The sequence below is a fragment of the Kordiimonas lipolytica genome, assembly GCF_042651265.1.
Taxonomy (GTDB): domain Bacteria; phylum Pseudomonadota; class Alphaproteobacteria; order Sphingomonadales; family Kordiimonadaceae; genus Kordiimonas; species Kordiimonas lipolytica.
The window spans coordinates 368,717-394,051 of record NZ_JBHSCR010000005.1; the positions used below are offsets into that span (position 1 = coordinate 368,717).

The 25,335-nt window shown below is 57.8% G+C and carries 22 protein-coding genes and 1 tRNA gene; 8 read left to right on the forward strand and 15 right to left on the reverse strand.

From position 1 onward, the window contains the following. Window position 1 precedes the first annotated feature (1 nt). From ACFO5Q_RS09385 to ACFO5Q_RS09415, 7 genes are all read right to left on the reverse strand, one after another. Complete coding sequence (locus tag ACFO5Q_RS09385) at window positions 2–1,066, reverse strand: efflux RND transporter periplasmic adaptor subunit (protein WP_068151679.1); 1,065 nt, start codon at window positions 1,064–1,066, stop codon at window positions 2–4. A gap of 27 nt (window positions 1,067–1,093) precedes the next feature. Next, window positions 1,094–2,473, reverse strand: coding sequence for a sensor histidine kinase (locus ACFO5Q_RS09390; RefSeq protein WP_068151676.1), 1,380 nt, complete (start codon window positions 2,471–2,473; stop codon window positions 1,094–1,096). Further along, window positions 2,470–3,135, reverse strand: coding sequence for a response regulator transcription factor (locus ACFO5Q_RS09395; protein WP_068151672.1), 666 nt, complete (start codon window positions 3,133–3,135; stop codon window positions 2,470–2,472). The genes ACFO5Q_RS09390 and ACFO5Q_RS09395 overlap by 4 nt, the downstream gene beginning before the upstream one ends. Beyond that, a complete protein-coding gene (locus ACFO5Q_RS09400) occupies window positions 3,132–3,458 on the reverse strand; it encodes a PepSY domain-containing protein (protein WP_156432047.1) in 327 nt (108 codons plus the stop codon). The genes ACFO5Q_RS09395 and ACFO5Q_RS09400 overlap by 4 nt, the downstream gene beginning before the upstream one ends. Window positions 3,459–3,728: 270 nt before the next feature. Then, window positions 3,729–3,805, reverse strand: a tRNA-Ile gene (locus ACFO5Q_RS09405). Between the two features lie 64 nt (window positions 3,806–3,869). Beyond that, window positions 3,870–4,085 (reverse strand): hypothetical protein, encoded by a 216-nt coding sequence (locus ACFO5Q_RS09410; RefSeq protein WP_068151666.1) that lies wholly within the window; start codon window positions 4,083–4,085, stop codon window positions 3,870–3,872. A gap of 27 nt (window positions 4,086–4,112) precedes the next feature. Beyond that, the gene (locus ACFO5Q_RS09415; RefSeq protein WP_068151663.1) at window positions 4,113–4,337 is read right to left on the reverse strand and encodes a hypothetical protein; all 225 of its coding nucleotides are present in this window, start codon (window positions 4,335–4,337) and stop codon (window positions 4,113–4,115) included. Window positions 4,338–4,460: 123 nt separating this feature from the next. Here ACFO5Q_RS09415 and ACFO5Q_RS09420 point away from each other — a divergent pair, with 123 nt between their 5' ends. Both ACFO5Q_RS09420 and ACFO5Q_RS09425 read left to right on the forward strand, forming a co-directional pair. Then, window positions 4,461–5,936 (forward strand): zinc-binding metallopeptidase family protein, encoded by a 1,476-nt coding sequence (locus ACFO5Q_RS09420; RefSeq protein ID WP_082720046.1) that lies wholly within the window; start codon window positions 4,461–4,463, stop codon window positions 5,934–5,936. Between the two features lie 150 nt (window positions 5,937–6,086). After that, window positions 6,087–6,914 carry a flagellin gene (locus ACFO5Q_RS09425; RefSeq protein ID WP_068151657.1) on the forward strand — a complete coding sequence of 276 codons (828 nt, stop codon included), beginning with the start codon at window positions 6,087–6,089 and terminating at the stop codon, window positions 6,912–6,914. Window positions 6,915–6,984: 70 nt separating this feature from the next. On the opposite strand, the gene ACFO5Q_RS09430 is transcribed toward ACFO5Q_RS09425, so the two are convergent. From ACFO5Q_RS09430 to ACFO5Q_RS09450, 5 genes are all read right to left on the reverse strand, one after another. Then, window positions 6,985–8,757 carry a tetratricopeptide repeat-containing sulfotransferase family protein gene (locus ACFO5Q_RS09430; protein WP_068151650.1) on the reverse strand — a complete coding sequence of 591 codons (1,773 nt, stop codon included), beginning with the start codon at window positions 8,755–8,757 and terminating at the stop codon, window positions 6,985–6,987. Then, window positions 8,754–9,704: a retroviral-like aspartic protease family protein gene (locus tag ACFO5Q_RS09435; protein WP_068151647.1), complete on the reverse strand. Its 951-nt coding sequence runs from the start codon at window positions 9,702–9,704 to the stop codon at window positions 8,754–8,756. Before ACFO5Q_RS09435 ends, ACFO5Q_RS09430 begins: the two co-directional genes overlap by 4 nt. 12 nt (window positions 9,705–9,716) lie before the next feature. Next, window positions 9,717–11,735: an RNA polymerase sigma factor RpoD gene (gene rpoD / locus ACFO5Q_RS09440; RefSeq protein WP_068151645.1), complete on the reverse strand. Its 2,019-nt coding sequence runs from the start codon at window positions 11,733–11,735 to the stop codon at window positions 9,717–9,719. A gap of 43 nt (window positions 11,736–11,778) precedes the next feature. Then, on the reverse strand, window positions 11,779–13,695 hold the full coding sequence (gene dnaG / locus ACFO5Q_RS09445) for a DNA primase (protein WP_068151642.1): 1,917 nt from the start codon (window positions 13,693–13,695) through the stop codon (window positions 11,779–11,781). 98 nt (window positions 13,696–13,793) lie between these two features. Next, window positions 13,794–14,699 (reverse strand): LysR substrate-binding domain-containing protein, encoded by a 906-nt coding sequence (locus ACFO5Q_RS09450; RefSeq protein ID WP_068151634.1) that lies wholly within the window; start codon window positions 14,697–14,699, stop codon window positions 13,794–13,796. A 102-nt stretch (window positions 14,700–14,801) separates the two neighbouring features. On the opposite strand from ACFO5Q_RS09450, the gene ACFO5Q_RS09455 reads away from it, so the two are divergent. Further along, entirely contained in the window at window positions 14,802–14,999 is a 198-nt protein-coding gene (locus ACFO5Q_RS09455) for a hypothetical protein (RefSeq protein WP_068151633.1), read from the forward strand. 156 nt (window positions 15,000–15,155) lie between these two features. On the opposite strand, the gene ACFO5Q_RS09460 is transcribed toward ACFO5Q_RS09455, so the two are convergent. Beyond that, a complete protein-coding gene (locus ACFO5Q_RS09460; RefSeq protein ID WP_068151632.1) occupies window positions 15,156–15,611 on the reverse strand; it encodes a GatB/YqeY domain-containing protein in 456 nt (151 codons plus the stop codon). A 261-nt stretch (window positions 15,612–15,872) separates the two neighbouring features. Between ACFO5Q_RS09460 and carA the strand changes: the two genes are divergently transcribed. From carA to greA, 3 genes are all read left to right on the forward strand, one after another. Then, window positions 15,873–17,054: a glutamine-hydrolyzing carbamoyl-phosphate synthase small subunit gene (carA, locus tag ACFO5Q_RS09465; RefSeq protein WP_068151624.1), complete on the forward strand. Its 1,182-nt coding sequence runs from the start codon at window positions 15,873–15,875 to the stop codon at window positions 17,052–17,054. Window positions 17,055–17,072: 18 nt separating this feature from the next. After that, complete coding sequence (gene carB / locus ACFO5Q_RS09470) at window positions 17,073–20,327, forward strand: carbamoyl-phosphate synthase large subunit (protein WP_068151623.1); 3,255 nt, start codon at window positions 17,073–17,075, stop codon at window positions 20,325–20,327. A gap of 159 nt (window positions 20,328–20,486) precedes the next feature. Further along, a complete protein-coding gene (gene greA / locus ACFO5Q_RS09475; RefSeq protein WP_068151621.1) occupies window positions 20,487–20,960 on the forward strand; it encodes a transcription elongation factor GreA in 474 nt (157 codons plus the stop codon). 83 nt (window positions 20,961–21,043) lie between these two features. Here the strand turns inward: greA and ACFO5Q_RS09480 are convergent, their stop codons facing one another. Further along, window positions 21,044–21,523, reverse strand: coding sequence for an Lrp/AsnC family transcriptional regulator (locus tag ACFO5Q_RS09480; RefSeq protein ID WP_068151618.1), 480 nt, complete (start codon window positions 21,521–21,523; stop codon window positions 21,044–21,046). A 271-nt stretch (window positions 21,524–21,794) separates the two neighbouring features. On the opposite strand from ACFO5Q_RS09480, the gene ACFO5Q_RS09485 reads away from it, so the two are divergent. Then, window positions 21,795–23,657: a hypothetical protein gene (locus ACFO5Q_RS09485; RefSeq protein WP_068151615.1), complete on the forward strand. Its 1,863-nt coding sequence runs from the start codon at window positions 21,795–21,797 to the stop codon at window positions 23,655–23,657. 163 nt (window positions 23,658–23,820) lie between these two features. After that, window positions 23,821–24,738 (forward strand): TraB/GumN family protein, encoded by a 918-nt coding sequence (locus ACFO5Q_RS09490; RefSeq protein ID WP_197421263.1) that lies wholly within the window; start codon window positions 23,821–23,823, stop codon window positions 24,736–24,738. Window positions 24,739–24,823: 85 nt separating this feature from the next. On the opposite strand, the gene ACFO5Q_RS09495 is transcribed toward ACFO5Q_RS09490, so the two are convergent. Next, entirely contained in the window at window positions 24,824–25,273 is a 450-nt protein-coding gene (locus tag ACFO5Q_RS09495; protein ID WP_068151610.1) for a DUF2147 domain-containing protein, read from the reverse strand. Between the last annotated feature and the right edge of the window lie 62 nt (window positions 25,274–25,335).

Here is a 25,335-nt window from a genome sequence, read left to right on the forward strand (position 1 = left end):
ATCAGTCACCCTCCAGCGCGAGGGCTTTAAGCTCTGTCAGAGCACTGATGGCAACCTTGGCACCAGCAGAAAGCGGGCCAGTGACGATGGCTTGGTGCGCGCCCCGGGACAGCACCGTCACGGGAACCACACCATATCCGCCGCGTTCCGCCACGAATACGGCATCACCACCAGCAAGCCGTACCACAGCATCCCGCGGCACGGAAAAAGCGCCTTCTTCCGCGACGCCGAACACAGTTACCTGCACGCTTTGTCCTGGCCGCAGGCTGTCATTGCGATCAAGCTCCGCACGCACGGTCACAGAGCGGCTTTGCGGGTCAACCGTTCGCCCGATAGCGATGATCTTTGCCCCGGCGCCCGACGGTTGCAGGCTAACCATATCGCCTAAAGTTATCTTGCCCAGAAAGCGTGACGGCAGTTCGGCTTCCACCCACAGCGCGCCCGTGCCTTCCAGAACGACGGCGCTATCCAGCGTATGGATCATTTCACCGGGCATCACCTGCAGCTGCGCAATCGTGGCGTCGTGGGGAGCTACAAGGCTATAGGTTCCCTTCTGCCCGGCGACTGGCTTGGCGCTGTCAAGCATCCGGCGCGTGGCAGCAAGCTCAGCGTTTGCCCTCGTCGCCTCCGCTTCTGCAGCTTCAGCTCGACCCAATGCAACAACGCCTTCCCGGGACAAGGTCTTCAGCCGTTCAGCTGCCGACTTCAAGGCCCGATAGTCGGCCTGTGCCCGGGAAAGCCGGGCCTGTGCCTCCAGAAAATCATTACTTGCGACCGTAAGCAAACTGTCGCCGGTTTTCACATTCGCGCCTTCAAGGACATGAATAGCCTGAACAATGCCCGCAAAGGGTACTGCAACTGCCAATCTGGCATCCAAGGGGGGGGTGATACGCCCGGGCACTACCACCAGCGCCTGACGCTCAGCCGCTTGCACGTCGCCCGTTTGCACGCCAAGGCGCGCCTGCTGGGTTTGACTAAGTGCAATCTGCCCGCCCTCAGCGGAAACCGTTGGTGCCACCGCGAGCGCCAGCGAAAGAACGGCAGCCACCGTATAATGTTGAAGCATAATAGCAGTCCTTGTTTAAGCCATGTTTCAGAGGGTCGCGGATTTACGGGCAGGCAGGGAAACCCGCACCTGAAGTCCGCCGTCCAGTTTGTTGGCAAAGCCAATATCGCCGCCATATGCGGCCAGAATGTCTCGTACGATTGCCAGACCAAGGCCATTGCCGGGCACCTGCTCGTCCAACCGGATGCCGCGGTTGCCAAGCTTGCCAAGGTCGGCTTCAGAAACGCCGGGGCCATCGTCTTCTACGAGAAGCGAGATAAAGCCGTCCCGACCATTTGTCTCAGCCCGGATTGTCACTTCACTCAATGCCCAATGGGCGGCATTGTCGATCAGATTTCCAAGCAGTTCGGCAAGGTCGCCGTCATCCATAGAGACATAAAGATCGGCTGGAACATCCAGCGACCACCGGCAGACCTCACCTTGGGGGGTTCGATGAATCGTGCGTACTATTTTTTCTACCATTGTGCTCAGGCACGTATCCTGGCCTGGGCGCGCGCCTTTTTCGGTAAGGCGTACGCGCGCCAGCTCCCTGTCAACATGACGGCGCATGGTTTGAACCAGTCCTTCAATTTCTTCGGCGAGTTTTGTTTCGCCCATGGTACGAAGCCGGGCGGCATCGCTCTGTAAAATAGTCAGCGGGGTTTTCAGGCCATGCGCGAGATCCCCTGCGCGCTGGCGTGCGCGTTCGACCACCTTTTCCTGATTTTCAAGAAGATCATTCACCTCAACCACGAGCGGCATAACTTCTGAAGGCTGGTTCCCTGGCAGTCGGTTTGCCCGGCCGTTGCGTACTGCGCTCACCCCCCTGCGGATTGCATCCAGGGGGCGCAGCCCCATACTGACCTGAAACCAGACGGCCAGCACCAACACAAGCCCAAGAAGGCTGAGCGATGGCACAAGATCACCTGCAAAGGCCTGGAGAGCTGCATCAAGGTCGGCCCGATCAAGGGCAACGGCAATACGGAGTGAGCGGTTACCCTCGTTTGTGGGAAAGAGAATACGGCGTTCCTGCACCATCAGCGTCGCACCACCCGGCCCTGGCAGCCGGTGATGGTGGATGATGCCCACCTGAAGCGGATCGGTCGGCAGAGCAATTCGGGTATCCCACAAGGACCGCGAATGGATGGCTAGCGCCCTGTCGTCATCTTCCACCTGCCAATAAAGGCCGCTGAAGGTGACTTCAAACCGGGGGTCAGCCAAGGGTACGCCCACAAAGAAGCTGCCATCTTCGGAAAACTCGATCCCGCCGGAAAGCTGACGCAGGTAGGTCGCCAACTCGTCTTGTATGCGGCGCTCTACATGCCGGTCAAACAAGGCTGTCAAGCCGAACCCCGCAAGGACAAGAGCGACAGCAATGGCACCTGTTGCTGAAAGAAGCAGCCTGAGCCGAAGAGACCGCGCAATCATGCCTGATCTCCGTCAACAAAATAGCCAAACCCGCGCTTGGTATTGATAAGCTTGACGTCCAGCTTTCGCCTGACCCGGCCGATAAGAACCTCGATTGAGTTTTCGGCCCGGTCCGCATCCCCGCTATAAAGATGTTCAATAAGCTCCGAGGCAGGGACGACACGGCCGGTGTGGTGCATCATATACGCCAAAAGCCTGTATTCCTGTGCCGTCAGATTGGCATCCTTGCCATCCACCTCAACCGCCATCTTTCGCGTATCCAGCGTGACCGCCCCAATGGATATTACCGAAGAAGCCTTCCCGACGGACCGGCGCACGATTGCACGCAACCGGGCCAGCAGTTCAGGCATCTGGAATGGTTTTGGCAGATAATCGTCGGCGCCTGCATCAATGCCCGCAACCCGCTCTCCCCAGCTTCCGCGAGCCGTCAGAACAAGAACAGGCACAGTATTTCCATTTTCACGCCAGCGCTTGAGAACTGCGATACCGTCCATTTGGGGTAGACCCAGGTCAAGGACGACAGCGTCATATTCTTCCACATCGCCCTGGAACCACGCCTGTTCGCCATCCTGCGCCAGATCGACCACATAGCCGGCACCTTCAAGGGCGCCCCTGACATCTTCCGCAATGCGGGCATCGTCCTCGACTAAAAGTACCTTCATGGATGATTCTCCACCGTCTCGATCTTGGCGGTTTTGGCATCAGCATGAATATAGTGCAGATACCCATCCTCATCCACGGTACGGAATTCATAATACCAGTGGCCCTGATGCATCTCAAACTTGATGCCAACGACTTCATCTTTCAGTTTGGGGCGAACAATCGACAAAAGTTTTTCAAGCGGCATGATCTCGCCGCGCTGCAATGCAGACCGCGCGACCAGATGGTCCACCTTCCTGTCATGATGATGGTCACCAGCATCGTCGCTCGTTGCGGCAGTCGCCACAGCAAGACCAATCCAACCCGAAAATATGATCGCTTTCATATGCATGGCACATTTATATACGATGCAAGCTGACAACATGCTGACATTCCAAGATAGATAGAAAATCAGTCACTGCACGCCAGGACAGGTTGTACCTTAGCACAAAATCATATTTGACCGCTTTTGGCGATAAGCAGCCCCAAAACACTATAGCTGCGCGGGTCCGCTAAACAGAAAAGACCGGACGAGTTCTCGTGAACTCTGTCCGGTCCATTTCCAGATATTTCTGAGAATTTTCCCAGTTTTTCTGAGAATGCCTATAAAGGAAAGTGGTGGGCCCGGAGGGACTCGAACCCCCGACCAAGCCGTTATGAGCGGCCGGCTCTAACCAACTGAGCTACAGGCCCCAACCACGGAGTGGTAGGTAGCAAACTCTTGCCACATTGGGTAGTGAAAAAATGACGTGTTTCGTTAAAGGGCGTCGATCTCTGCTTCAAGGCGTGAGCGTTTGTCTGTGACAATGCGCTCCAGCACCTTGATGCGCTCACGCATATCGTCCATCTCACGCCGCAAATCGCCGTTTGCCGCACTGTGCTTCAAGGCTTCCGCCTTATATTTCATCCAGCGCATGGTGCCCGCGAATATAAAGGCGCCAAAAATGATCAATACTGGTGCTGCGTCATCCATGATGTGATCCTCCCCGTGCTATCTGCCCTAAAGCGCGTCTATTTCATCTTTGAGCTGCTGGCCCTTGTCGGTCGCCAGGCGCTCGAGCACCGCGACGCGTTTTTCAAGGCTGGCGATACGCCCGTCCGACTGGCCGTCGGCTGCTTTTGCGTGCGCCTTGGCGATTTTCTCTTTTGTGGCGATCCACTGCATGATGATGACAGAAATCATTACCACCGCGACAACGGCGACGATCATGGTCCATAAGGTCATTTGTTGTACCCCTCGCTAAACTTTATTTTTATTTGATATAATTATGGCGCGGATGATTTGCAATGCGCGCGTCGTCATTCTAATTTCTCAGGCAAAGACTGAAACACGATCGGAGGAATAAGAATGTCGTCACTGCCGCACGCCCCGCGCACCGTTAAGACCGCCCTTGCCCTGAGCCTTCTTCTGGGCAGCCACCTGATACCCACCACGACTGCGCAGGCAAACGACAAGCCCTGCCCGCAGGGCACATGCGAAAGCGCATGGAAAGCGGCCTCAAAGGACGACAAGGAACAAGCCAGCGCCTTTGGCGAAACTTACAAAGCCTTCCTGGACCGCGCCCGCACAGAACTGCTGACGGTGGCTGCAGTCCGCGAAGAGGCAGCCCGCCAGGGCTTCAAGGAATGGACCCCAGGCACACGCGTTGAAGCCGGCGACAAATATTTCCATGTAAACAGAGACCGTGCCATGGCGCTGATCATCGGCGGCAAGGCCCCGATTGCAGACGGCGTGCGCATTGTGGCCAGCCACATCGACAGCCCGCGGCTTGAGCTGAAGGGCCGCCCGGTGGACGAAGGCCAGGGCTTCGCCCTGTTCCAGACCAACTATCACGGCGGCATCAAGACCTACCAGTGGACCAACACCCCGCTGGCGCTTGTCGGCCGGGTGGACACCAAGGCCGGCAAAACCGTTGAAATTTCTGTTGGCCTGAAGGCTGATGACCCGATCCTGATGATCCCGGATCTTTCGCCCCACACGGCGCGCGACCAGATGAAGAAAAGCGCCCGCGACGTGGTGGCCCATGAAGAGCTTGACCCCATCGTGGCCCACGGCCCGCATGGGGAGGACGGCAAATTCAGCGCCAGAACATGGGTGTTCCAGTATCTGAAGGAAACCTACGACATAGAGGCCGCCGATCTGGTGTCGGCCGAGCTGTCGCTGGTGCCGGCCATGAGGCCGCGGGACATGGGGCTGGACCGGCGCCTGATTGCGGCTTACGGCCAGGACGACCGGCTCGCAGCCTATGCCAGCATGATGGCGGCCTTTGACGCTTCAAGGCTGCCACACACCACCATCATCCAGTTCGCCGACAATGAAGAAAGCGGCAATGTGAATGTCTCCGGCGCGTCTTCCACCTATCTGCCAGATCTGGTGAGCGAGCTTGTCTATGCCGAACTTGGCGACACTTACCGCCAGCCGCTTTTCACCCGCACGCTTCGGGCATCAAAAGCGCTGTCGATCGATGTCAATCCGGGCGTGAACCCCATGAGCCCCGGCGCCTGGGAGCTTTCTAACGCACCCCGCCTTGGGTATGGCGTAAACATCAAGCTTTATGGTCGCGGGTTTGACGCCAACAGCGAGTTTATCGCCTGGACCCGCAATGCGCTTGATGAAGCGAATGTCGCCTGGCAGACCACCACCTACAAGGTAGGTCGCGCCGGTGGCGGAACCCTGGGCAAGGAACTGGCGAAGCTGAATATCGACACCATCGATTTCGGGGTGCCGCTCCTTTCGATCCACACGCCTGTCGCCGTGTCAGACAAGATGGATGTGCTTGCGCTCAAGAAGGCCATCGCCGCCTTCATCACCCATAAGGATTAACGCAAAAGCCCCGGTCGGCGATGCCTGCCGGGGCGGCGTTTGTGCTCAATTTTAAGCATTTCTTCATATGTCGCGCGGTTTGTGCCATAATAGCCGCAGGTAGAATACCGCTGGCGGAGGGGTCCGCCGGTTAACCTATGGGTGCTGAAAATGGTAAACTCGATCAATACGAACGCCAGCAGTTTGCTGGGCGTGCGTAACCTGCAGCGTACGAATTCGCTCCAGGCTCAAACGCAAAATGAAATTTCCACTGGCAAGAAAGTCAACAGTGCGAAAGATAACGCGGCGATCCTGTCGATCGCGCAACTCCTGAAAAGCGATGTCGCGGGCCTCAATAGCGTCAAGGGGTCCCTTGACCGGGCGATCTCCACGACCGATGTGGCGCTGGCGGCAGGTGACGGCGTGTCCAACCTTCTGCTTGAGCTGAAGGAAAAGGCCGTAACGGCGTCCGATCCGGGCCTTGATGATGTCAGCCGGCAGGCGCTGAATGAGGAATTCACGCAGCTTCGCGACCAGATCACTTCTATCGTCGACAATGCCGAATTCAACGGCACGAACGCGGTCAAGGCAGGTGGCGACAATATCGTCGCGGTCACGGGCGCTGATGGCCAGGGCGCCATCCAGATTGACGCGCAGGACCTGTCGCTGGGCGGGCCGAACGTCACGCTTGGGGCAAGCCAAGGCATTGGCTCTGTCGCGGACGCGCAGGCTGCTGTTACAGCCATTGAGGATTCGATCAACAATCTCTCAAGCTCGCTGTCACAGCTTGGGGCGGGCGCAAGCCAACTGCAGGAAACCAAGGACTTCACCGAAGCGCTCAGTAACGCCACTGAAGTGGGTATCGGCAACCTTGTGGACGCCGACCTGGGCAAGACCAGTGCCGCCTTTGAGGCCAACCGCGTGAAGGAAGCTTTGGGCATTCAGGCGCTGTCGATTTCGAACCAGGCGCCGGCTGCGATCCTGTCGCTGTTCCGCTAGATCTCTGCCAGACAAATTCATTAAGGCAGACAAATTCATCAAGGACGGCCGCACGCTGATGCGGCCGTTTTTATGTCACCAGCCCATAGCCTTCAAGGGCCCGGATCATCGGCTGAAGAAACTCTTCATAGTCTTTCCAGCGGCCCAGCCCTTTGGCATTGATGGGTTCACGCACCTGCTGTTCACTAAGGGTAAACGTTGGAACGTCAAGCTTTTCAGGTGACAGGCAAGCTGGTGTCCACTCAACGCCACAGAAATCGGCAATCTCGCGGGTCACCTCTTCCGGATTTTGCACCAGCTCTTCATATTGCACCGTCAGAATACGGCCAGGCGCAACGCGTCGCCAGTGGGCCATATAGGCCTCGCATTGCTTGATCGCGTGAGCAATGAACTCCTGCTGCACCGTGTAGGCAAATGCAGACCGGAAAGCGCGCTTGTAAAGCGACCAGCCGATATCGCGCGGATCACGCTTCAGATAGATGATCGGCGCACATGGGAACATCTTCATGCCCCACCCCAGATTACGGTAATTCTGCGGTAATTTGTCTGTGACGAACCGGCCATGAACCCGTGTATTCGCCCAATAGTCGTCGGCAAACGTTTGCCATTGCTGGGGGTCAATATCCTGCGGCAACGGCGCAGCCCCTCGTAGGGCTTCCTGATGGTGGTCTGACGCGATACGGGCCAATGCCTTGCTTTCGCCGCCCGGCTTGACATTGGGCAAAGATGCCAGAATACGCTCCAGAAGCGTGGTGCCAGACCGTGGCATCCCAACCACAAAAATCGGCTGATCCCGCCCCTGATCCCGCTGCTGCGGGCCAAACATCTCTGCCCGGAACCATTCCATCAGGCGCTCGCGTGTCTGCTCCACCTTTATTGTGTCATAGGCGCGATTTTCCGATACATAATAGGCATGCATCATATCATTCGCCCTGTGATAGCTCTGAAAAGCATCCGAGGTCAGCTTCAAACGATCCTGCATCCTCGCCAACGAATACCAAAGCAACATGGCTTCTGCGTCCGGGATTTTTTCGTCCTTCAGAACCGTTTGGCACCGAGCAACCAACCCTGGAAGGTCGGCCTTTTCGGATAGGTCAGCAAGGCCGCTCCAAACCGCCGTGTTGGCCGGCGCATGGTCCAGCAGGCGTCTATAGGCTTCTATTGCTTCGTCTTTATTCCCACGCTTGCGCTGGCACTGGGCCAATGCAGAAAGCATCGATGGCGCTTGCCGCGCCTCCTCTGGCATCTCTTCCAGCACTTCCCAGGCGCTTTCAAGGTCATCATTCTCAATATGAAGGGCTACCAAGCGGTTGAGTTCCGCAGGGGTCGCGCCGCTATCACGGATACTTTTCCTGAAGGCTTCTATCGCCGCTCCGGGATGGCCGCTCGCAAGTAGGAGTGCTGAAATTTGGCTCCAACGCTCGTGGGGCAATGTGGCATGGGCAATCAGATGCTGGCACGCCTTGCGAACGCCAATATCGTCCTGGTGGTGCCGCAGTATCTTGATCCGCACCAAGGTTTCGACAGCACGTTCTTGTGGGGCAATAGGCGGCAGAAGTTTGAAAGCATCTGTCTGAAGCTCCAGGCAGAACATCTTGTCGCACAGCCCCATTTTCAGGTGATGCTGGCCTTCTGGCACCAGACTGTATGCGTGAAGAAGGGCCCGTCGCGCGGACTTTTTCTCTCCAAGGCCGAACTGATATTCGGCCCATTGCGCCAGCAGCACCGGGTCTTCGGGCATATCCTTGAGAGCCGCAGCGAATGCCGCTTCAATGGCCTTGCTTTTCCCTTGTTGCTGGGCTTGGGAAATCCGGGCCTGATGGTGTTGCCGTTTGTCGGTCATCGCGCTGCAAGGCCTGTTCCACGCGTGCGAACCATCATGCGCCAGCGCTTGAAATCCATCGCCACAGTGTCCGCCTGCAAAAGCACATCCATTCCAAGGATCATCGCAGGCGCGTGCGAGGCCCCGAAGGTTGAAAAAATCGGCAGGTGAGCGGACACCAGCCGTTGTTCCCCCAATGCCCAATCGCCGATGGTCATGCCAGGCACCTTGATAACATGCGCCGCCATCGCGCGCCCGGAGGCCGAAACGCTGGCCTGATCGTCTGTCATACCGTCCGGGATGATTTCCTGAAGCGCTTCAAACGCCGGGCCATTCAACACTGTGGCACCGGAACCGGTATCAACAAGCGCGTGGATTTCAACACCATTGATGACCACCGTCACAGCAAGCGAGCCATAGCCCACTGCCCGCGCCTTCAGGTCCAGCCAGCCCGGTTCGCGCTTGACATTGCGATCGTCATCCAGCCGCACACCCGTGCGGTCCAGCATCAGAACATGACCCCGAAGGATATCAATCCCCAATATCCCGGATATGCCCTCAACCGAAGGGTCCGGCATGGCCACTGTTTCTTTCACTTGCAGGCTTTTGCCTAGCGCCTTCAACTCGCCAATGCGGTAAAGCTGCATCTCCCGCGCACCTGTCGCAGTCATCACCCGGCGGGACTTGAACGGCACAGCCTCAAGCCCCAGAACGCTCACCAGCGTACGATACATCACCGTGCGGCTGGCGGCCGTGTCCAACAGGAAGGGATAGGGCCCTTCCCCGCGCACTTCTACGTCCACCAGCACACGCCCCTGATCATCCTGCTTCAACTTTGTGGATGCCGCTGGAATGTCTTCAACGCCCGTGGGATCAGAGGCCGCAGCGGGCACCAGGCTGACTATGCAAAGAAACAGAAAAGGCAGCCACGTGCGGCTGCCTTTCCAGAATTTGGGTTTTCCTATCACGAAGCCAGCCTCTTAGGTGTCGAGGAAGCTTCTGAGCTGGCGGGACCGGCTTGGGTGCTTCAGTTTCCTGAGCGCCTTCGCCTCGATCTGACGGATACGTTCCCGCGTTACCGAGAACTGCTGACCAACTTCTTCCAAAGTATGGTCGGTGTTCATGCCGATACCGAAACGCATCCGAAGCACGCGCTCTTCCCGCGGCGTCAGGGACGCCAGGACGCGGGTCGTAGTCTCACGCAGGTTCGACTGGATCGCCGCATCCACAGGCAGGATCGCGTTCTTGTCTTCGATAAAGTCGCCCAAGTGGCTGTCTTCCTCGTCGCCAATCGGCGTTTCAAGGGAGATTGGCTCCTTGGCGATCTTCATCACCTTACGCACCTTCTCAAGCGGCATGGATAGACGTTCTGCCAGCTCTTCCGGCGTAGCCTCGCGACCAATTTCGTGCAGCATCTGGCGGCCTGTACGCACCAGCTTGTTGATTGTCTCGATCATATGCACCGGAATACGGATGGTGCGCGCCTGGTCGGCGATCGAGCGGGTGATAGCCTGCCTGATCCACCATGTAGCGTAGGTCGAGAATTTGTAACCGCGGCGGTATTCGAACTTGTCCACCGCCTTCATCAGGCCAATGTTACCTTCCTGAATCAAGTCAAGGAACTGCAGGCCGCGGTTGGTGTATTTCTTGGCAATCGAGATCACCAGACGGAGGTTGGCCTCCACCATTTCTTTCTTGGCGATCCGAGCTTCCTTCTCGCCTTTCTGTACCGTGCGAACAATGCGGCGGAATTCGTCCACATGCAGGCCCGTGCGGCCAACAACGTCACTTACCTGATCGCGGATATTGTTGATGGCAGAGCCTTCGTTCTCAACGAACGCAGCCCAGCCCTTGCCTTTCAGCTTGGCCACGCGGTCAGACCAGCCGTCCTCAAGCTCATTGCCCTGATACTCATCAAGGAAAGCTGTGCGGGAAACCTTGTGGCTTTCCGCCAACCGGAGAAGGCGACCACTAAGGCTCATCAGGCGCTTGTTCAGGCCGTAAAGTTCGTCCACCAGCTCTTCGATACGCATATTGTTGAACCGTACCGAGCTCACCAGCTCAATCAGGTCCTCGCGCAGTTTCTTGAATCGACGCTCCTGGGCCGTGGAAAGCGTTTCGCTTTGAACGGCAGCCGCCAGACGGGCGTCCTGCAGCTTGGCGTACTTCTTGTAAGTCGATGTAATCAGGCGGAATTTTTCAATAGTTTCCGGCTTGAGGTGCGCTTCCATAGCGGAAAGCGACATAGCCGCTTCCTCGTCCTCGTCATCCTCGTCGTCATCATTGCCTTCACTATCATTGTTGCCATCGGAAGGCTCGTCGTCATCCTCCTTGGCGTCGGCGGCCTTCTCGGCCTTTTCAGCCTTTTCCTCACCGCCCTCTTTCATCACGTCGCCGCCGTCCTCGTCTTCAAGGTCGGCGCTGTCTGGTTCCTTACCCAGCGTGGCTTCAAGGTCGATGATGTCGCGAAGCAGCATCTCTTCGTTCTCTAACCGCTCTGCCCATTCGATGATGGCGCGGAACGTCAGCGGGCTCATGCACAGACCTTCGATCATGGTGGCCCGGCCGGCTTCGATCCGTTTCGCGATGGCGATCTCGCCCTCACGCGACAGAAGCTCAACAGACCCCATCTCGCGCAGATACATGCGCACAGGGTCGTCAGTGCGATCGCTCGCTTCCTTCTTGTCCGTGGTCTTGAACTCTTCCTGTTCGGTCTCTTCGGCCTCTTTTTCGTCGCCCTCAGCTTCGTCCGGGTCGTCACCATCGGTCACGTTGATACCCATCTCAGACAGCATGGTCATGATGTCTTCGATTTTCTCGGATGACATTTCTTCGGTCGGCAAAGCAGCGTTCAGCTCATCATATGAGATGTAGCCCCGCTCCTTCGCCTTTGCGATCATCTTTTTGACGGCGGCCTCCGTGGCATCGCCGATCGAACGCTCATTGCCTTCGTCGGAGCCCGTTGCCTTTTCGTCTTCCTGATTCGCCTTAGTTGCCATGTATTTTTTCTCCAGAACTGCGCGAATCGCAGTCTATACCATATTAATTGAAAGAAAACCTGCCTGATTCGAGCCGGTATCCTTCTTTGTCCGCTTCTTTTTCCTCGAGCGCCCGGAAAGCCTCCTGCGCCGCGATAAATCTGCCCCTGTTTTCTTCCGTCATGTCGGCCGCAAATTCCGCCTCGGCCTGCTCATAGGCCGCTTTTGCCGCCGTAATATGCTGGAATCGCGAGACAATATGCTCGAATCCGGTTAGCGCATCCGAAAGCGCCGCCTCAGGCCAGGCAAACCATTCATCCCTCAGCGCGCGTTCCGAAAGCAGCTTCTCAAGCGTTACCATTTCCGGCCTGTCTTCCAGATGGGCAATCACCGCCTCATGGTCAAGGGTCTCGCCAGCAGCGGCCTTCTCTAATAACGCACACCTGAGATCGTCAAGCCCCGTTGTGCCGAACTCCAGATTTGCGACCAGCTCTTCATGCTTGATCAGAATTTCCGGGTGATGCACCAGCGTCAAGATGATGGTCTTCTCCATTCTGTCTGTCACAGGCCGCGCCTTGTCACCTTGCGCGAAGGACGTGTGCTTCAAGCCACCGCCCTGCTGCCACGGCTGCATTCCGCCCGCATTCTTTTTCTGGAACCGCTGGTTACCGCCCTGTCGGGCCGGAGCGCGACCACCGCCCTGCTTTTTCGCGGGGCGGAACAGTTCCCATATCCGGTTCCGGAATTCGGTCTGGTATAGCTTCTTGACGTTTTCATCTTCAATTTCGGAAAGCGTTCCGAAGATTTTTTTCTCCAAGCCAGCCCGGCGCTCTGGCGTGTCCACCGCCACGCCCTCTGTCAAATTGCGCCACAGCACGTTCACAAGCGGGTCGGCGCTGTCGATCAGCTTCTCGATCGCGCGCTTGCCTTCGCGCTGCACGAGGCTATCCGGATCGTCACCTTCCGGCATGATAATGAAGCGGAGCGACTTTCCAGGCTTGAGCATGGGCAGCGAGCGTTCGACCGCCCGGCTTGCGGCGCGCAGGCCCGCGTTGTCGCCATCGAAACTGAGGATTGGCTCATCCGCCATCTGCCACAGGTGCGAAATCTGTTCTTCCGTCAGCGCGGTGCCCAAGGGCGCCACAGCATAATCAATGCCGTACTGCGCCAGTGCAATCACATCCATATAGCCTTCAACCACCATCACCTGCCCGGCGTCATAGCTGGCGGCGCGAGCATTGGCCCAGTTATAAAGCGTCGCGCCCTTGTGGAAGAGCGTGGTTTCCGGGCTGTTCAGGTATTTGGCCTTGGCATCTTTCGATAGCGCCCTGCCGCCAAAGGCGATCACCCGGCCCTGCCGGTCAGTGATCGGGAACATCAGCCGGTCACGGAAGCGGTCATAGGATGCGCCGCCGCCTTCGGGCTTGATCAACATGCCGGTCTCGATCAGCTGGTCTTCGCCAATGCCGCGCGCAATCATCGCGTCCTTCAGCGCGGTGCGGGCGGCGGGCGCGTATCCCATGCCGAAGCGCTCCAGCGTTTCGTCCGTCAGCCCCCGGCCCTTTATATAGTCATAGGCCGCGCGGCCAATCTGGCCCTTCAACTGAGCTGCGTACCATTTGGCCACGGTCTCCATGGCTTCACTGAGCGTGCCGCGCTTCTTGTCGCGTTCGATTTGCTGGGGCGTCTGGCGCGGCATTTCCATGCCTGCTTCGCCTGCCAGGACTTCCACCGCCTCCATGAATTCCATGCCCTGGGTGCCCATGACAAAGTCAATCACGCTGCCATGCGCCCCACAGCCGAAGCAGTGATAGAAGCCCTTCTGGTCATTCACGGTGAAGGAGGGTGTCTTTTCATTATGGAACGGGCACAGGCCCTGATGTTCGCGCCCATGGCGCACGAGCTTCACCTGCCGCCCGACCACGTCGGACAGGGTAAACCTGTGCTTCAGCTCATCCAGAAACTGCGGACTAAGCGCCATAACCACCCACTAAAAAGTAAATACCGGAAGACACCCCTTCTAACGCAACAGACCGGCAGAGAACAGAGGGAAATCGATCCGGAAACCGCCATCGGCGATTATGCGAGATATTGCTGTAAATCGACTTCCATTTGCGCCATCTCGCTTTCCAGCCAATCAACGAACAGCGCGACATTTTCCGACACCGGCTCCCGTGCGGTCACCGCGTGAAAACAGAAGCCGTTGCTGGACGGCTTGCCCGGCACGCACTTCAGCCTGCCGTCAATCAACGCCTGTGCGGCTGTGGCGAGTGGCGCCATGCCGATACCGGCACCAACAATGGCCGCCTGAACCAGCAAGCCTGAGTGGCTATAGGTTTTGCCATAGTCCGGGTCGCGCAGCTCTACCCCGTTATGTTCGAGCCAGTCGTTCCAATAGCTGCGGTCTTCATAGCCAATCAGCGGATAATCCGTCAGGTCATCAACCGTGATTTCGCGCCCTTCCGCAAGGCACGGTGCGTATACCGGCATATATTTTTCCACCCGCATGGGCGTGACGCCCGAAGGCAGTTTGCCAAGCCAGCCGCCGCGGATGGCCAGGTCATACCCTTCCGCCGCCACATCGACCTGATGGTCGTCCGCATTCAGCCTGATATCGATCTCCGGATGCGCCAGACTGAAACGCGGCAGGCGCGGGATCAGCCACTGGATGGCGAAAGAATGATAGGCCGACAGGCGGATCACATTGGGCTCATGCCTGCGCATCAGCGTGGTGACCCGATCATCAATGCCCTCAAGTGCCTGCTTTACCGCCTTGGCAAGCGACCGCCCCGCCGATGTCAGCTCAATCTCACGTGGCCGACGCACAAAAAGGGCGAAGCCGAGCTGCTCCTCAAGCCCTTTCACCTGTTGGCTGACCGCAGACTGGGTGCGCCCCAGCTCTTTCGCCGCGAGCGTGAGGCTGCCGTGGCGCGCCGCCGCATCAAACGCCAAAATGCCAGACAATGACTGCAATTTGTAGCGCATCAAAGGTCCTTAAATTTTCTAAGTCATAGCCTTAAAACTACGAAATTGAAATACTGTCAAAAATCAACAATATCAACAACAATAAGAAAACGGAGTCACGACATGCCTAAGAAAATCAAATCTAAACAAAGTCATAAGGAAAGCTTCTTCGCACGGCTGGCGACCCTTCTGGCGCCCATGGACGACATGGCCTTTCACGGCAACAGACATGCCGCAGCAAGAGAGGCCGAGGCAAAAAAGGAGCCTGCGCGACGGCAGTGCTATCCCAGCATTCGCCCGATGCAGGTGATCAAGATCTAGCCGGCACAAATGGCGAAGAGCCCCCTTCCCACCTCGCGCCGATATACACCGCCCGCACCTTTTTACCCCACCGGGTGTGACACCCCCGGTCAACTGAAAAGGGCGGCTGCCAAACCGGCGCCGCCCTTCTCCTTGAATTTCAGAATATAAAGAGCCTTAGCTCAGGAGTCCCTTGATGGTCACGCTTGCCTTGGCGAAATCCATCTGGCCCGCATATTTGCCCTTCAGCGCACCCATGCAGCGGCCGATGTCCTTGAGGCCTTCCGCGCCAAGCTCTGAGACCACGCCTTCACAAACGGCTTTGATCTCGTCGTCGGAAAGCTGCTTTGGCAGGAACTCTTCGATGATATCGATTTCTTCCCGCTCACGCTCTGCCAATTCGCACCGACCAGCCTCTTCATAGGCCTTGATGCTATCCCGGCGCTGCTTGACCATTTTCGACAGGATATCGGTGATCATGGCGTCATCATCACGGTCGCCACCATCCGTTGTCCGGAGTTCGATATCTTTTTCTTTGATCGCAGCCAGAATAAGGCGCACAGTAGAGAGCTTGCGCGTTTCTTTAGCGCGCATCGCCGCTTTCATTGACTGATTAAGTTCGTCCCGCAACATAAAAACCACCCTGACTTTACGAGTCGGAAGCGCACATATTACCGCATTGCCTGCCAGCTGGCAAATTGGTTTTGCTTCGTAACCCATTGATTTTATTAGATATTTTTTTAAATTCTTTACTTGACCCCAGGGACCCTTTTGCTTATTGTCCCGACAATTTGGCCGCCGCCCACCAGGGCGCACAGCGCGCTCTTTTACCGGCTAATCCCTTGATACGCAAGGGAACATGTGTGAAACCAATGGCAGGAGGAACCCGCCCCCATGACCGACTCCACACTCCCCACCCAGCGACCCGCTGAGGATATCACCGCCGCACTGGTTCTGGCAGACGGCACTGTTTTTTGGGGATATGGATTTGGAAGGGACGGCGAAGCCGTTGGTGAAGTCTGCTTCAACACATCCATGACCGGCTACCAGGAAATCCTGACAGACCCGTCCTACGCAGGCCAGATCATCACCTTCACATTCCCGCATGTCGGCAATGTGGGCACCAATATAGAAGACATGGAACGCGACACGGCGGCCTCCCGCGGCCTGGTGATCCGCGACGACATCACAGAGCCAGCGAACTTCCGCGCAATGAAGCACCTGAATGACTGGTGCGCAGAGATGGGCCTGGTGGGCATTTCCGGCATCGACACACGGAAGCTGACACGCCACATCCGCGCGAACGGCGCGCCAAGCGGTGTGATCGCATATAATAAAGACGGCAAGTTCGATATCCCCGCCCTTCTGAAGAAAGCGCAAGAGTGGCCCGGCCTTAAAGGCATGGACCTGGCGAAAGAGGTAACTTGTTCGGCAAACCGGGAATGGACCGGCGCCCGTTGGACCATCGCAGACGGCTATGCCGAGCTGACCGACCCCAAGGCCCATGTGGTGGCTGTGGATTATGGCGCGAAGGACAACATCCTGCGCTGCCTCGCGGCAACCGGGGCGCGCGTGACCGTGGTGCCCGCCACTGCAAGCTTTGATGAGATCATGGCGCTCAAGCCCGACGGGATTTTCCTTTCAAACGGCCCAGGCGACCCGGCCGCGACCGGCGAATACGCCCTACCCGTTATCACCAAGCTGATCGAGACCGGCCTGCCGATCTTCGGTATCTGCCTTGGCCACCAGTTGCTGGCGCTCGCGTTCGGCGGCAAGACATACAAGATGCACCAGGGCCACCGGGGCGCGAACCACCCGGTTCAGGACCTTCGCAGTGGCAAGGTGGAAATCACCAGCATGAACCACGGCTTCTCGGTGGACGGCGACAGCCTGCCGGAAAACGTGAAAATCAGCCACATCAGTCTGTTTGACCGCACAGTGTGCGGCATCGAGGCAACGGACAAGCCGATCTTCTCGGTGCAGCAGCACCCGGAAGCATCGCCCGGCCCGCAGGACAGCTTCTACCTGTTCGAACAATTCATGGACATGATCCAGAACCACAAAAACGCAGCCTAAATATAAGGGACCGACCAAATGCCAAAAAGAACCGACATCGAAAGCATTCTGATCATCGGCGCGGGCCCTATCATTATCGGGCAGGCGTGTGAGTTTGACTATTCGGGCACCCAGGCCTGTAAGGCGCTTCGGGAAGAAGGTTACCGGGTGATCCTGGTAAACAGTAACCCGGCCACCATCATGACGGACCCTGAGCTGGCCGACGCCACTTATGTGGAGCCGATCACGCCAGAGGTTGTCGCCAAGATCATTGAAAAAGAACGCCCGGACGCGGTTCTGCCCACCATGGGCGGCCAGACAGGCCTCAACACCGCCCTTGCCCTGTCGCGCGACGGCACGCTTGAAAAATACGGCGTGCAGCTGATTGGTGCGACAGAAGACGCGATTGACAAGGCGGAAGACCGCCGCCGCTTCAACGCCGCGATGGAAAAGATCGGTCTTGAGGTCTGTAAGGGCAAGACAGCCCATAGCTATGAAGAAGCCCTTGAGGTGATGAATGAAATTACCGGCCTGCCGGCGATCATCCGCCCAAGCTTCACCATGGGCGGCACCGGTGGCGGCATCGCCTATAACAAGGAAGAGTTCGAACAGATTGTTCGCGCGGGCCTTGACGCGTCGCCCACCAACGAAGTGCTGGTTGAGGAAAGCATCCTCGGCTGGAAAGAATATGAAATGGAAGTGGTGCGCGACAAAGCCGACAACTGCATCATTGTCTGTTCCATTGAAAACGTGGACCCAATGGGCGTCCACACCGGCGACAGCATCACCATCGCGCCTGCGCTGACGCTGACAGATAAAGAATATCAGGTGATGCGGAATGCCTCCCTCGCGGTACTGCGCGAGATTGGTGTGGAAACCGGCGGGTCGAACGTGCAGTTCGCCGTGAATCCGGAAAACGGCCGCCTGATCGTGATTGAAATGAACCCAAGGGTGAGCCGCTCATCCGCGCTGGCGTCCAAAGCCACAGGTTTCCCGATTGCCAAGATCGCCGCGAAACTGGCTGTGGGCTACACGCTGGATGAGCTCGACAACGACATTACGGGCGTGACCCCTGCGTCGTTCGAGCCAACGATCGACTATGTGGTCACCAAGGTGCCGCGCTTCACGTTCGAGAAATTTGCAGGCACCAATGCGCTTCTCACCAGCGCGATGAAGTCTGTGGGGGAAGTGATGGCTGTGGGCCGTAACTTCACAGAAAGCCTGCAGAAAGCCATGCGCTCCATGGAAACGGGGCTGATCGGCCTCGATGAGATTGAATTCGACGGCTACAAGCCCGGCTCGGGTGACTTCGAAGCCATCAAGCGTGACCTTGGTTTCGCCCGCCCGGACCGTATCCTGCGCATTGTTCAGGCCATCCGCGAAGGCATGAGCCTTGAAGACATCCACAGCGTGACCCACTATGAGCCCTGGTTCCTGCGCCAGTTCAAGATGCTCGTGGACATGGAAAAGAAAATCACCGAGAACGGCCTGCCGGCCGACCCGCGTGAGCTTCGCAAGCTGAAGATGCACGGCTTCTCTGACGCCCGCATCGGCAAGCTCGCCGGTGTGCCGGAAGCGGCTGTAATGAAAGCGCGGCTTGATATGGACGTGCGCCCAAGCTTCAAGCGCATCGACACCTGCGCGGCAGAGTTTGAGGCCAAGACGCCCTACATGTATTCAACCTATGAAACCTTCGCGGCGGGCGAAAAGCCTGAGTGTGAATCCAACCCGACAGACCGCGAAAAGATCGTGATCCTGGGTGGCGGGCCGAACCGTATCGGCCAGGGCATCGAGTTCGATTACTGCTGCTGTCACGCCTGCTTCTCGCTCTCTGACGCGGGCTATGAGACCATCATGGTCAACTGTAACCCAGAGACCGTGTCGACAGACTATGACACCTCTGACCGCCTGTATTTCGAACCGCTCACAGCCGAAGACGTGATCGAGATCATCCGCAAGGAACAGGAAAGTGGCACCGTGAAGGGTGTGATCGTACAGTTCGGCGGCCAGACGCCACTGAAGCTTGCGCACGCGCTTGAAGCCGCAGGTATCTCGATCCTGGGCACCAGCCCGGACGCCATCGACCTGGCGGAAGACCGCGAACGCTTCCAGGAACTGGTTGAAAAACTGGGCCTGAAGCAGCCAAGCAACGGCCTGGCACGCAGCCACGAAGAAGCCATCAAGGTTGCCAACAAGGTTGGCTATCCTGTGCTGATCCGCCCAAGCTATGTGCTGGGCGGCCGCGCAATGGAAATCGTCCATGACCAGGAAGGCCTGGACCGATACATCAACGAAGCCGTAAAGGTATCCGGCGACAGCCCCGTGCTGATCGACGGCTTCCTCAAGGACGCGATTGAGGTTGATGTGGACGCCCTTTCTGACGGCGAAAACATCCATATTGCCGGCATCATGGAGCACATCGAGGAAGCAGGCATCCACTCTGGCGACAGCGCCTGCTCGTTGCCGCCTTACAGCCTGCCTGTGGGCATCGTGAATGAAGTGAAGCGTCAGGCACGCGCCCTTGCGAAGGCACTGAATGTCGTGGGCCTGATGAACGTGCAGTTCGCGGTCAAGGACGGCGACGTGTACCTGATCGAGGTAAACCCGCGCGCCAGCCGCACAGTGCCGTTCGTTGCCAAGGCAGTGGGCTATCCGGTTGCCGCCATCGCCGCGCAGGTAATGGCTGGTGCCAAGCTGACCGACTTTGAGCTGAAGGACCCGATCACAGAGCATGTGGCGGTGAAGGAAGTGGTGATCCCGTGGGCGCGCTTCCCTGGCGTTGACGTGCTCCTGGGGCCTGAGATGAAATCCACCGGTGAAGTGATGGGCATTGCCGACAACTTCCCGATGGCCTTCTACAAGTCCCAGCTGGCAGCGGGCGTGAAGCTGCCGGAAAAGGGCCAGGTGTTTGTCAGCGTGAAAGACAGCGACAAATATGCACTGGTGCCGCTGGTGCGGGACCTTCTGGACATGGGCTATGACGTGATCGCCACAGGCGGCACGGCAGATTACCTCAAGACCAACGGACTTGAAGTGAAGCGCGTATTCAAGGTGACAGAAGGCCAGCGCCCGCACGTTCTGGACATCATGAAGAACGGCGAAGTGCAGCTGATGTTCAACACCACCGAAGGCAAGCAGGCCATCAAGGACAGCTATGAGCTTCGGAACACGGCGCTGCTGATGAAACTGCCATATTTCACAACCATGGCAGCGGCCGCCGCGTCGGTGCAGGCACTGAAAGCCCTGAAGGACAGCATGCTTGATGTCAAACGCCTGCAGGATTTCGCAGCCTAGGGCCCCGTCCCTGAAGCTGACAGCCGATCTGGCTTGATTTTTTGCAAGTTTATGACTAAATGGAAATAAGTGCGCCGGCCCCCACGGGTCGGCGCTCCTGTTTTGTATATGGCCAGCAGGTAACTGGCCCATCGATGAAAATAACAACGGACGGGACACATGAACGAAAAAGTGCCCATGCTGCAGGATGGCTATGATCGCCTTGCTGCTGAGCTGAAGAATTTGAAAAGCGTTGAGCGCCCCTCAGTTGTGGCGGCTATTGAAGAAGCGCGCGCCCACGGCGACCTTTCGGAAAACGCTGAATATCACGCAGCCAAAGAGCGCCAGGGCCATATCGAAGGCCGCATCATGGAGCTTGAAGGCAAGTTGAGCCGCGCCCAGGTGATCGACCCGACCACACTTTCCGGTGACAAGGTCGTGTTTGGCGCAACAGTCACCCTGCTGGACGAGGACGACGAGGAAGTCGTGTATCAGATTGTGGGCGCCGATGAAGGCGACGTGAAAGCCGGCAAGATTTCCTACCAGAGCCCGATCGCCCGTGCGCTGATCGGCCGCCGCGTTGAGCAGGAAGTTGAAGTGAAAACGCCGGGCGGCGAGCGCTACTATGAAATTGCCAAGGTGGAGTTCAAGTAAGCCTCCCGACCCTAACCAGACAAACAAAAAGCCCGCTCGATAAAGCGGGCTTTTTTATTTGCTTCTGCCAGAACAGTCCCGGCTTACGAGACTTCCGGAAGCGGCACGCCTGGCGTGTGCTTGGATGTCCTGATCGTCAGCGAAGTTTTCACGCTGGCCACATTTGGCGCCGGCGTCAGCTCGCTGGTCAGGAAATGCTGGAAGCCAGCCAGGTCATGGGCCACGATTTTCAGAATGAAATCGATCTCGCCATTGAGCATGAAACATTCACGCACCATCGGCCATCCCTTGCACTGTTCTTCGAATTTCTGAAGGTCTGCTTCAGCTTGGCTGTGCAATCCAACCATGGCAAAAACGGTCAGGCCGTAGCCAAGCGCTTCCTGATTGAGGTCTGCATGATAGCCACGGATGAAGCCTTCTTCCTCAAGTGCGCGCACGCGACGCAGGCAAGGCGGGGCCGTAATCCCCACACGTTCCGCAAGCTCCACATTGGTAATTCGGCCTTCAGCCTGAAGGCACGACAGGATTTTGCGGTCGACCGCATCAAGTTTGACACGCCCCATACTTATACTCCTTGAATTTTCCCCCGAAACATCCCCCTCGGGTATGGCGAGCATACTACCCAAGCCCGTTTTTAAAATAAAGTTCCAAATTCAAACAATTATATTTCTAATGTTAATCATCACTAGCATCATGATTCTTTTTGGGTACTATAGGGGCCAGGGTGATTCGGGAGCTATTTTCACCCCACTTGAAAACGATAAATATCTCAGGTCGGGACGGCCAAGACACATCGCCCTACGCGGGCATGTGACAGTTGAAGTGGGTTAAGTTGTGGGCAAAGTGTCGGCATTCGACATGAATGCACTGGACAGTCGGATCAGGGAGTTGGTGGCCTACGCGCGCGAACGCGACGGCGAGGACCGCACAACGCTCTTCCGTTCTCTGGTAGACATGTTCCTCACGGGCAAGGCGCCTGTGAAAGAGCCCACCCGCGCCCAGCTTCTGGACGTGGTCGAAGCCCTGATCCCGCATGTTGATCCCGACAGCCGCCGTACCGTTTCCGAAATTCTTGCAGGCCAGGCGAAGCCGCCGATGGACCTTGTGCACCGCCTGGTGCGCGACCGCGCTTCGCTGATGGAAGACCTACTTAAAAACGCGCCCTTCGATGAAGACGATATTATCGAGCTCATCACCCAGACCGGGCGCGAGCATCACCAGATTTTGGCCACCCGCACTGATCTTTCCGCTAATGTGTGGATCGCGCTTGCCCGCGCGGCACCTGCGGCGCCACCGTTTGAAGGACGCTCAACCCTCGCGCTGTGGCGCGACGATCTCGGCACACAGCCACAGACGGAAGAAACGCAAGACAACACCCGCACTGAAGCAGATGTGGCCGCCCAGCACGAAGAGCAGCATCTTGAAGAAATGGAACCGCGCCGCGTGGCAGTCGGTGGCGGCGGCACGACCGTTATGACCGCGGGCAGCACTGGCGACAGCCAGGGCTTTGCGGCAACGGTCACCCGGCTGCGCCCTGAAGGCTTCGGCGGCGCTATCGACACGCTTGAGAAAAAGGCCGCGAGCCTCAGGATCCTGCGGACCGATGAAGACCTGATCGCCGAACGCATGAACGAGCGCCCGGCCATGCCAGAGACCAAGATGGTCGGCACCAGCGATAGCGGAGCAGACAGCGGGCGACACCAGCTGACAGATACAGCCGCTACGCCAACAACTGCGCACACACCGGAAGCAGCCATGCTTACGGAAACGGTCGCCCACGCAGAACCACGGCTTGCAGCAGAGGCCAAGCCACGCTTCCTGCGCGACCCCGGCCCGGGCGGTTGGGCCTGGCGCAGCGACCGCGACGGCTTCATCACCCTGGTATCGCCGTTTGCTGCCAGGATTTTCGGCGGTGCGGGCCGGCTTGTCGGCACAGCCATGCTGGACATGCTGGGCCTGAATACCAAGCTGGACCATCCGGTGAGCCGCGCGTTCCAGCGCCGCAGCACCATCCATGATGCGCCCATCAGCTTGCCGCAACTGGATACCGGCCACCAGCACTGGACGCTGGAGGCAGCCCCTGTCTTCAACCCGTCAAGCGGCGTATTTGAAGGCTTTGAAGGCATCCTGACACCTGTCAGGCCCGCAAGCGAAGGCAAAGCCACAGATACGCTGACATACGATCAGCCACTTTTCCTGGACGAAGAGCATGAAAGCCCGAAGCCTGCTGAGCGGCAACAGGCACCTGAGCCTGCGTCCTTTGCCGACAGCCCCAGTGTGCTGCAATCTGGCATTGAGAAGCCCCAAGCTGACATACAAGCCAAAGAGCGCATGGCCGACAGCGACATCACGCCGGACGCGCCAGCGACCGACACCCAGAAGCGCAACCCGCTGGCGGACATGATCAACAGCACCGCCGCCGCCATGGTACGCGAAGCGGTATCTGATGCGCTTTCACCCATGACACCGCAGCAAGAAGCAGCGCGCTACGGCAGGCAAGAAACCACTGAAGACCCCGCGCCAGTAAAACAGCCGGACGCCTCAAACGAGGAAGTGCTGGCAACACTTCAGCTTCTTGAAGAATCCCTGGCCAGGCTGACAGAGGCCGGTGAAAAAGGAGCAATCGCCCAGGTTCGCCTGCAATCGGAAATCGCGACCGCCTGCGCCCGTGCGCTTCGGGACCAGCTCAAGAAATAACGCCGCCCCAAGCGGTCATCATCCGTTCATCTAAGCCCGCTAGAATAACCAGACCTAAATTTTTTAGGTCTGGTTTGTAAGCTTTGGCGACGTCATAAGACTGAAGACACAAATGGCACGCGAACGCGGCCCGAGTGCGACAGAAAACCGAGGATATTTTTTTATGACTTTTGAACTGACCCTGCGGCGCACCATTGGCGCCCATATCGCACCACTACTGGTGTTTTGCATTTTTGCCCTCGCGGCCCCTGCCAGGGCTGAGGCCGCCGACGTAGCCCTTTGGAAGCTGTCGGACGAAGACAGTGAAATCTGGCTGTTTGGCACCGTGCATATCATGAACCCGGCGATTGAGTGGCGGTCGGACAAGGTCAGCAAAGCCCTTGATACCGCTGATACGCTGGTGACCGAAGCCCCGGCCGTGGACATTGCACCCGCGACCCAGATGAAGCTGGTGCAAACATACGGCATCAACCTTTCGGGCCCATCATTCATTGAGAAACTGAGCCCCGAGGCGTTTGAGAATTTCGAAACCGTACTGACAGGCCTTGGCATGCCCGCAAGTGCGGTGAATAATTTCGCACCATACCGCCCGTGGATGGCAGGCATTTCCCTGCAGGCCCTGACAATTCAGGCGCGCGGCGGCACCCCAGATGCGGGCGTGGACAGCATTCTGTGGCGAGAGGCCAAGGCAAAAGGAAAGTCCCTGGCCTATCTGGAAACGCTGGACGAACAAATGCAGGTTTTCGGCAACCTCAGCTTCAAGGACGAGCTGTTTTTCTTCGAGGAAAGCGTGCGCCAGATCGTGGAAGACCCGGACATGCTGGACGAAATCGTCACGCTCTGGCTTGAGGGCGACATGGAAAACCTGGGCGACAAGATGCAGGCTGCCATGGTGGGCCAGGAAACACTGGCCGATGCGCTTCTCCTGAACCGCAATGCCAATTGGGCCGACCAGATCAAGACCATGATGGACGGTGAAGGCAAAATCTTCATCGCCGTGGGGGCCGCGCACTTGGCGGGCCAGGATTCGGTGCAAGAACTGCTTGCGGAAAAATATGGGCTGACCGCGGTACGGCAATAGGCGGCGATAGGCACCCCAAGCACCAGCCAAAAGAAAAGGGCGAACCCGCCGGGGTCCGCCCTCTTTTTATTCATGTTCGCCTGTCTTAGCGGCTGGCGAGACGGATATGCTCTGGCAGTTCAGCCATCTCAGCGCTTGGGCGCTCCCAGATTTGGCTTTTGCAGAGGTTACGCTTGCAGGAATCAACTTTCAGCGTACCGTCTTCGAGAAGCTCAATGCTGCCGCCACGCTTCTTGCCACTTGCAAGGTCAATCACTTTGCCCTTGTTCCAGAAGTGGCCCTTGGAAAGGTTGGCACGGGATGGGCGCAGGCCCAGCAGCACCAGGGTTTCTTCAGGCGTGCCCGCAGGCGCCCAGACCACGTCGCCACACAGGCGGCTGGAGCCTTCGTCACAAGCCTTGATCTCAACAACCTGGCCTTGGTCGCCAGTCAGCCAGAAACCTTTTACCAGGTCTGCGTCAGCGGCGGATGCGCCAGTGGTTGCCATGCCGGTAAACAGCGCTGCAGCGCCCAGGGCTTTTACAAAATTTTTCATCTCTTTGTCCTCGCGTTCTTTGGGAAGGATATGTCTGCGGCCAGCGGCCGCTTCTGTGCGAC

Excerpts from the sequence above, each read along its gene's own strand:
- ACFO5Q_RS09385 (WP_068151679.1), bottom strand. The coding sequence starts at position 1,066 with ATGCTTCAACATTATACGGTGGCTGCCGTTCTTTCGCTGGCGCTCGCG.
- ACFO5Q_RS09390 (WP_068151676.1), bottom strand. The coding sequence starts at position 2,473 with ATGATTGCGCGGTCTCTTCGGCTCAGGCTGCTTCTTTCAGCAACAGGT.
- ACFO5Q_RS09395 (WP_068151672.1), bottom strand. The coding sequence starts at position 3,135 with ATGAAGGTACTTTTAGTCGAGGACGATGCCCGCATTGCGGAAGATGTC.
- ACFO5Q_RS09400 (WP_156432047.1), bottom strand. The coding sequence starts at position 3,458 with ATGAAAGCGATCATATTTTCGGGTTGGATTGGTCTTGCTGTGGCGACT.
- ACFO5Q_RS09410 (WP_068151666.1), bottom strand. The coding sequence starts at position 4,085 with ATGGATGACGCAGCACCAGTATTGATCATTTTTGGCGCCTTTATATTC.
- ACFO5Q_RS09415 (WP_068151663.1), bottom strand. The coding sequence starts at position 4,337 with ATGACCTTATGGACCATGATCGTCGCCGTTGTCGCGGTGGTAATGATT.
- ACFO5Q_RS09420 (WP_082720046.1), top strand. The coding sequence starts at position 4,461 with ATGTCGTCACTGCCGCACGCCCCGCGCACCGTTAAGACCGCCCTTGCC.
- ACFO5Q_RS09425 (WP_068151657.1), top strand. The coding sequence starts at position 6,087 with ATGGTAAACTCGATCAATACGAACGCCAGCAGTTTGCTGGGCGTGCGT.
- ACFO5Q_RS09430 (WP_068151650.1), bottom strand. The coding sequence starts at position 8,757 with ATGACCGACAAACGGCAACACCATCAGGCCCGGATTTCCCAAGCCCAG.
- rpoD (WP_068151645.1), bottom strand. The coding sequence starts at position 11,735 with ATGGCAACTAAGGCGAATCAGGAAGACGAAAAGGCAACGGGCTCCGAC.
- dnaG (WP_068151642.1), bottom strand. The coding sequence starts at position 13,695 with ATGGCGCTTAGTCCGCAGTTTCTGGATGAGCTGAAGCACAGGTTTACC.
- ACFO5Q_RS09450 (WP_068151634.1), bottom strand. The coding sequence starts at position 14,699 with ATGCGCTACAAATTGCAGTCATTGTCTGGCATTTTGGCGTTTGATGCG.
- ACFO5Q_RS09455 (WP_068151633.1), top strand. The coding sequence starts at position 14,802 with ATGCCTAAGAAAATCAAATCTAAACAAAGTCATAAGGAAAGCTTCTTC.
- ACFO5Q_RS09460 (WP_068151632.1), bottom strand. The coding sequence starts at position 15,611 with ATGTTGCGGGACGAACTTAATCAGTCAATGAAAGCGGCGATGCGCGCT.
- carA (WP_068151624.1), top strand. The coding sequence starts at position 15,873 with ATGACCGACTCCACACTCCCCACCCAGCGACCCGCTGAGGATATCACC.
- carB (WP_068151623.1), top strand. The coding sequence starts at position 17,073 with ATGCCAAAAAGAACCGACATCGAAAGCATTCTGATCATCGGCGCGGGC.
- greA (WP_068151621.1), top strand. The coding sequence starts at position 20,487 with ATGAACGAAAAAGTGCCCATGCTGCAGGATGGCTATGATCGCCTTGCT.
- ACFO5Q_RS09480 (WP_068151618.1), bottom strand. The coding sequence starts at position 21,523 with ATGGGGCGTGTCAAACTTGATGCGGTCGACCGCAAAATCCTGTCGTGC.
- ACFO5Q_RS09490 (WP_197421263.1), top strand. The coding sequence starts at position 23,821 with ATGACTTTTGAACTGACCCTGCGGCGCACCATTGGCGCCCATATCGCA.
- ACFO5Q_RS09495 (WP_068151610.1), bottom strand. The coding sequence starts at position 25,273 with ATGAAAAATTTTGTAAAAGCCCTGGGCGCTGCAGCGCTGTTTACCGGC.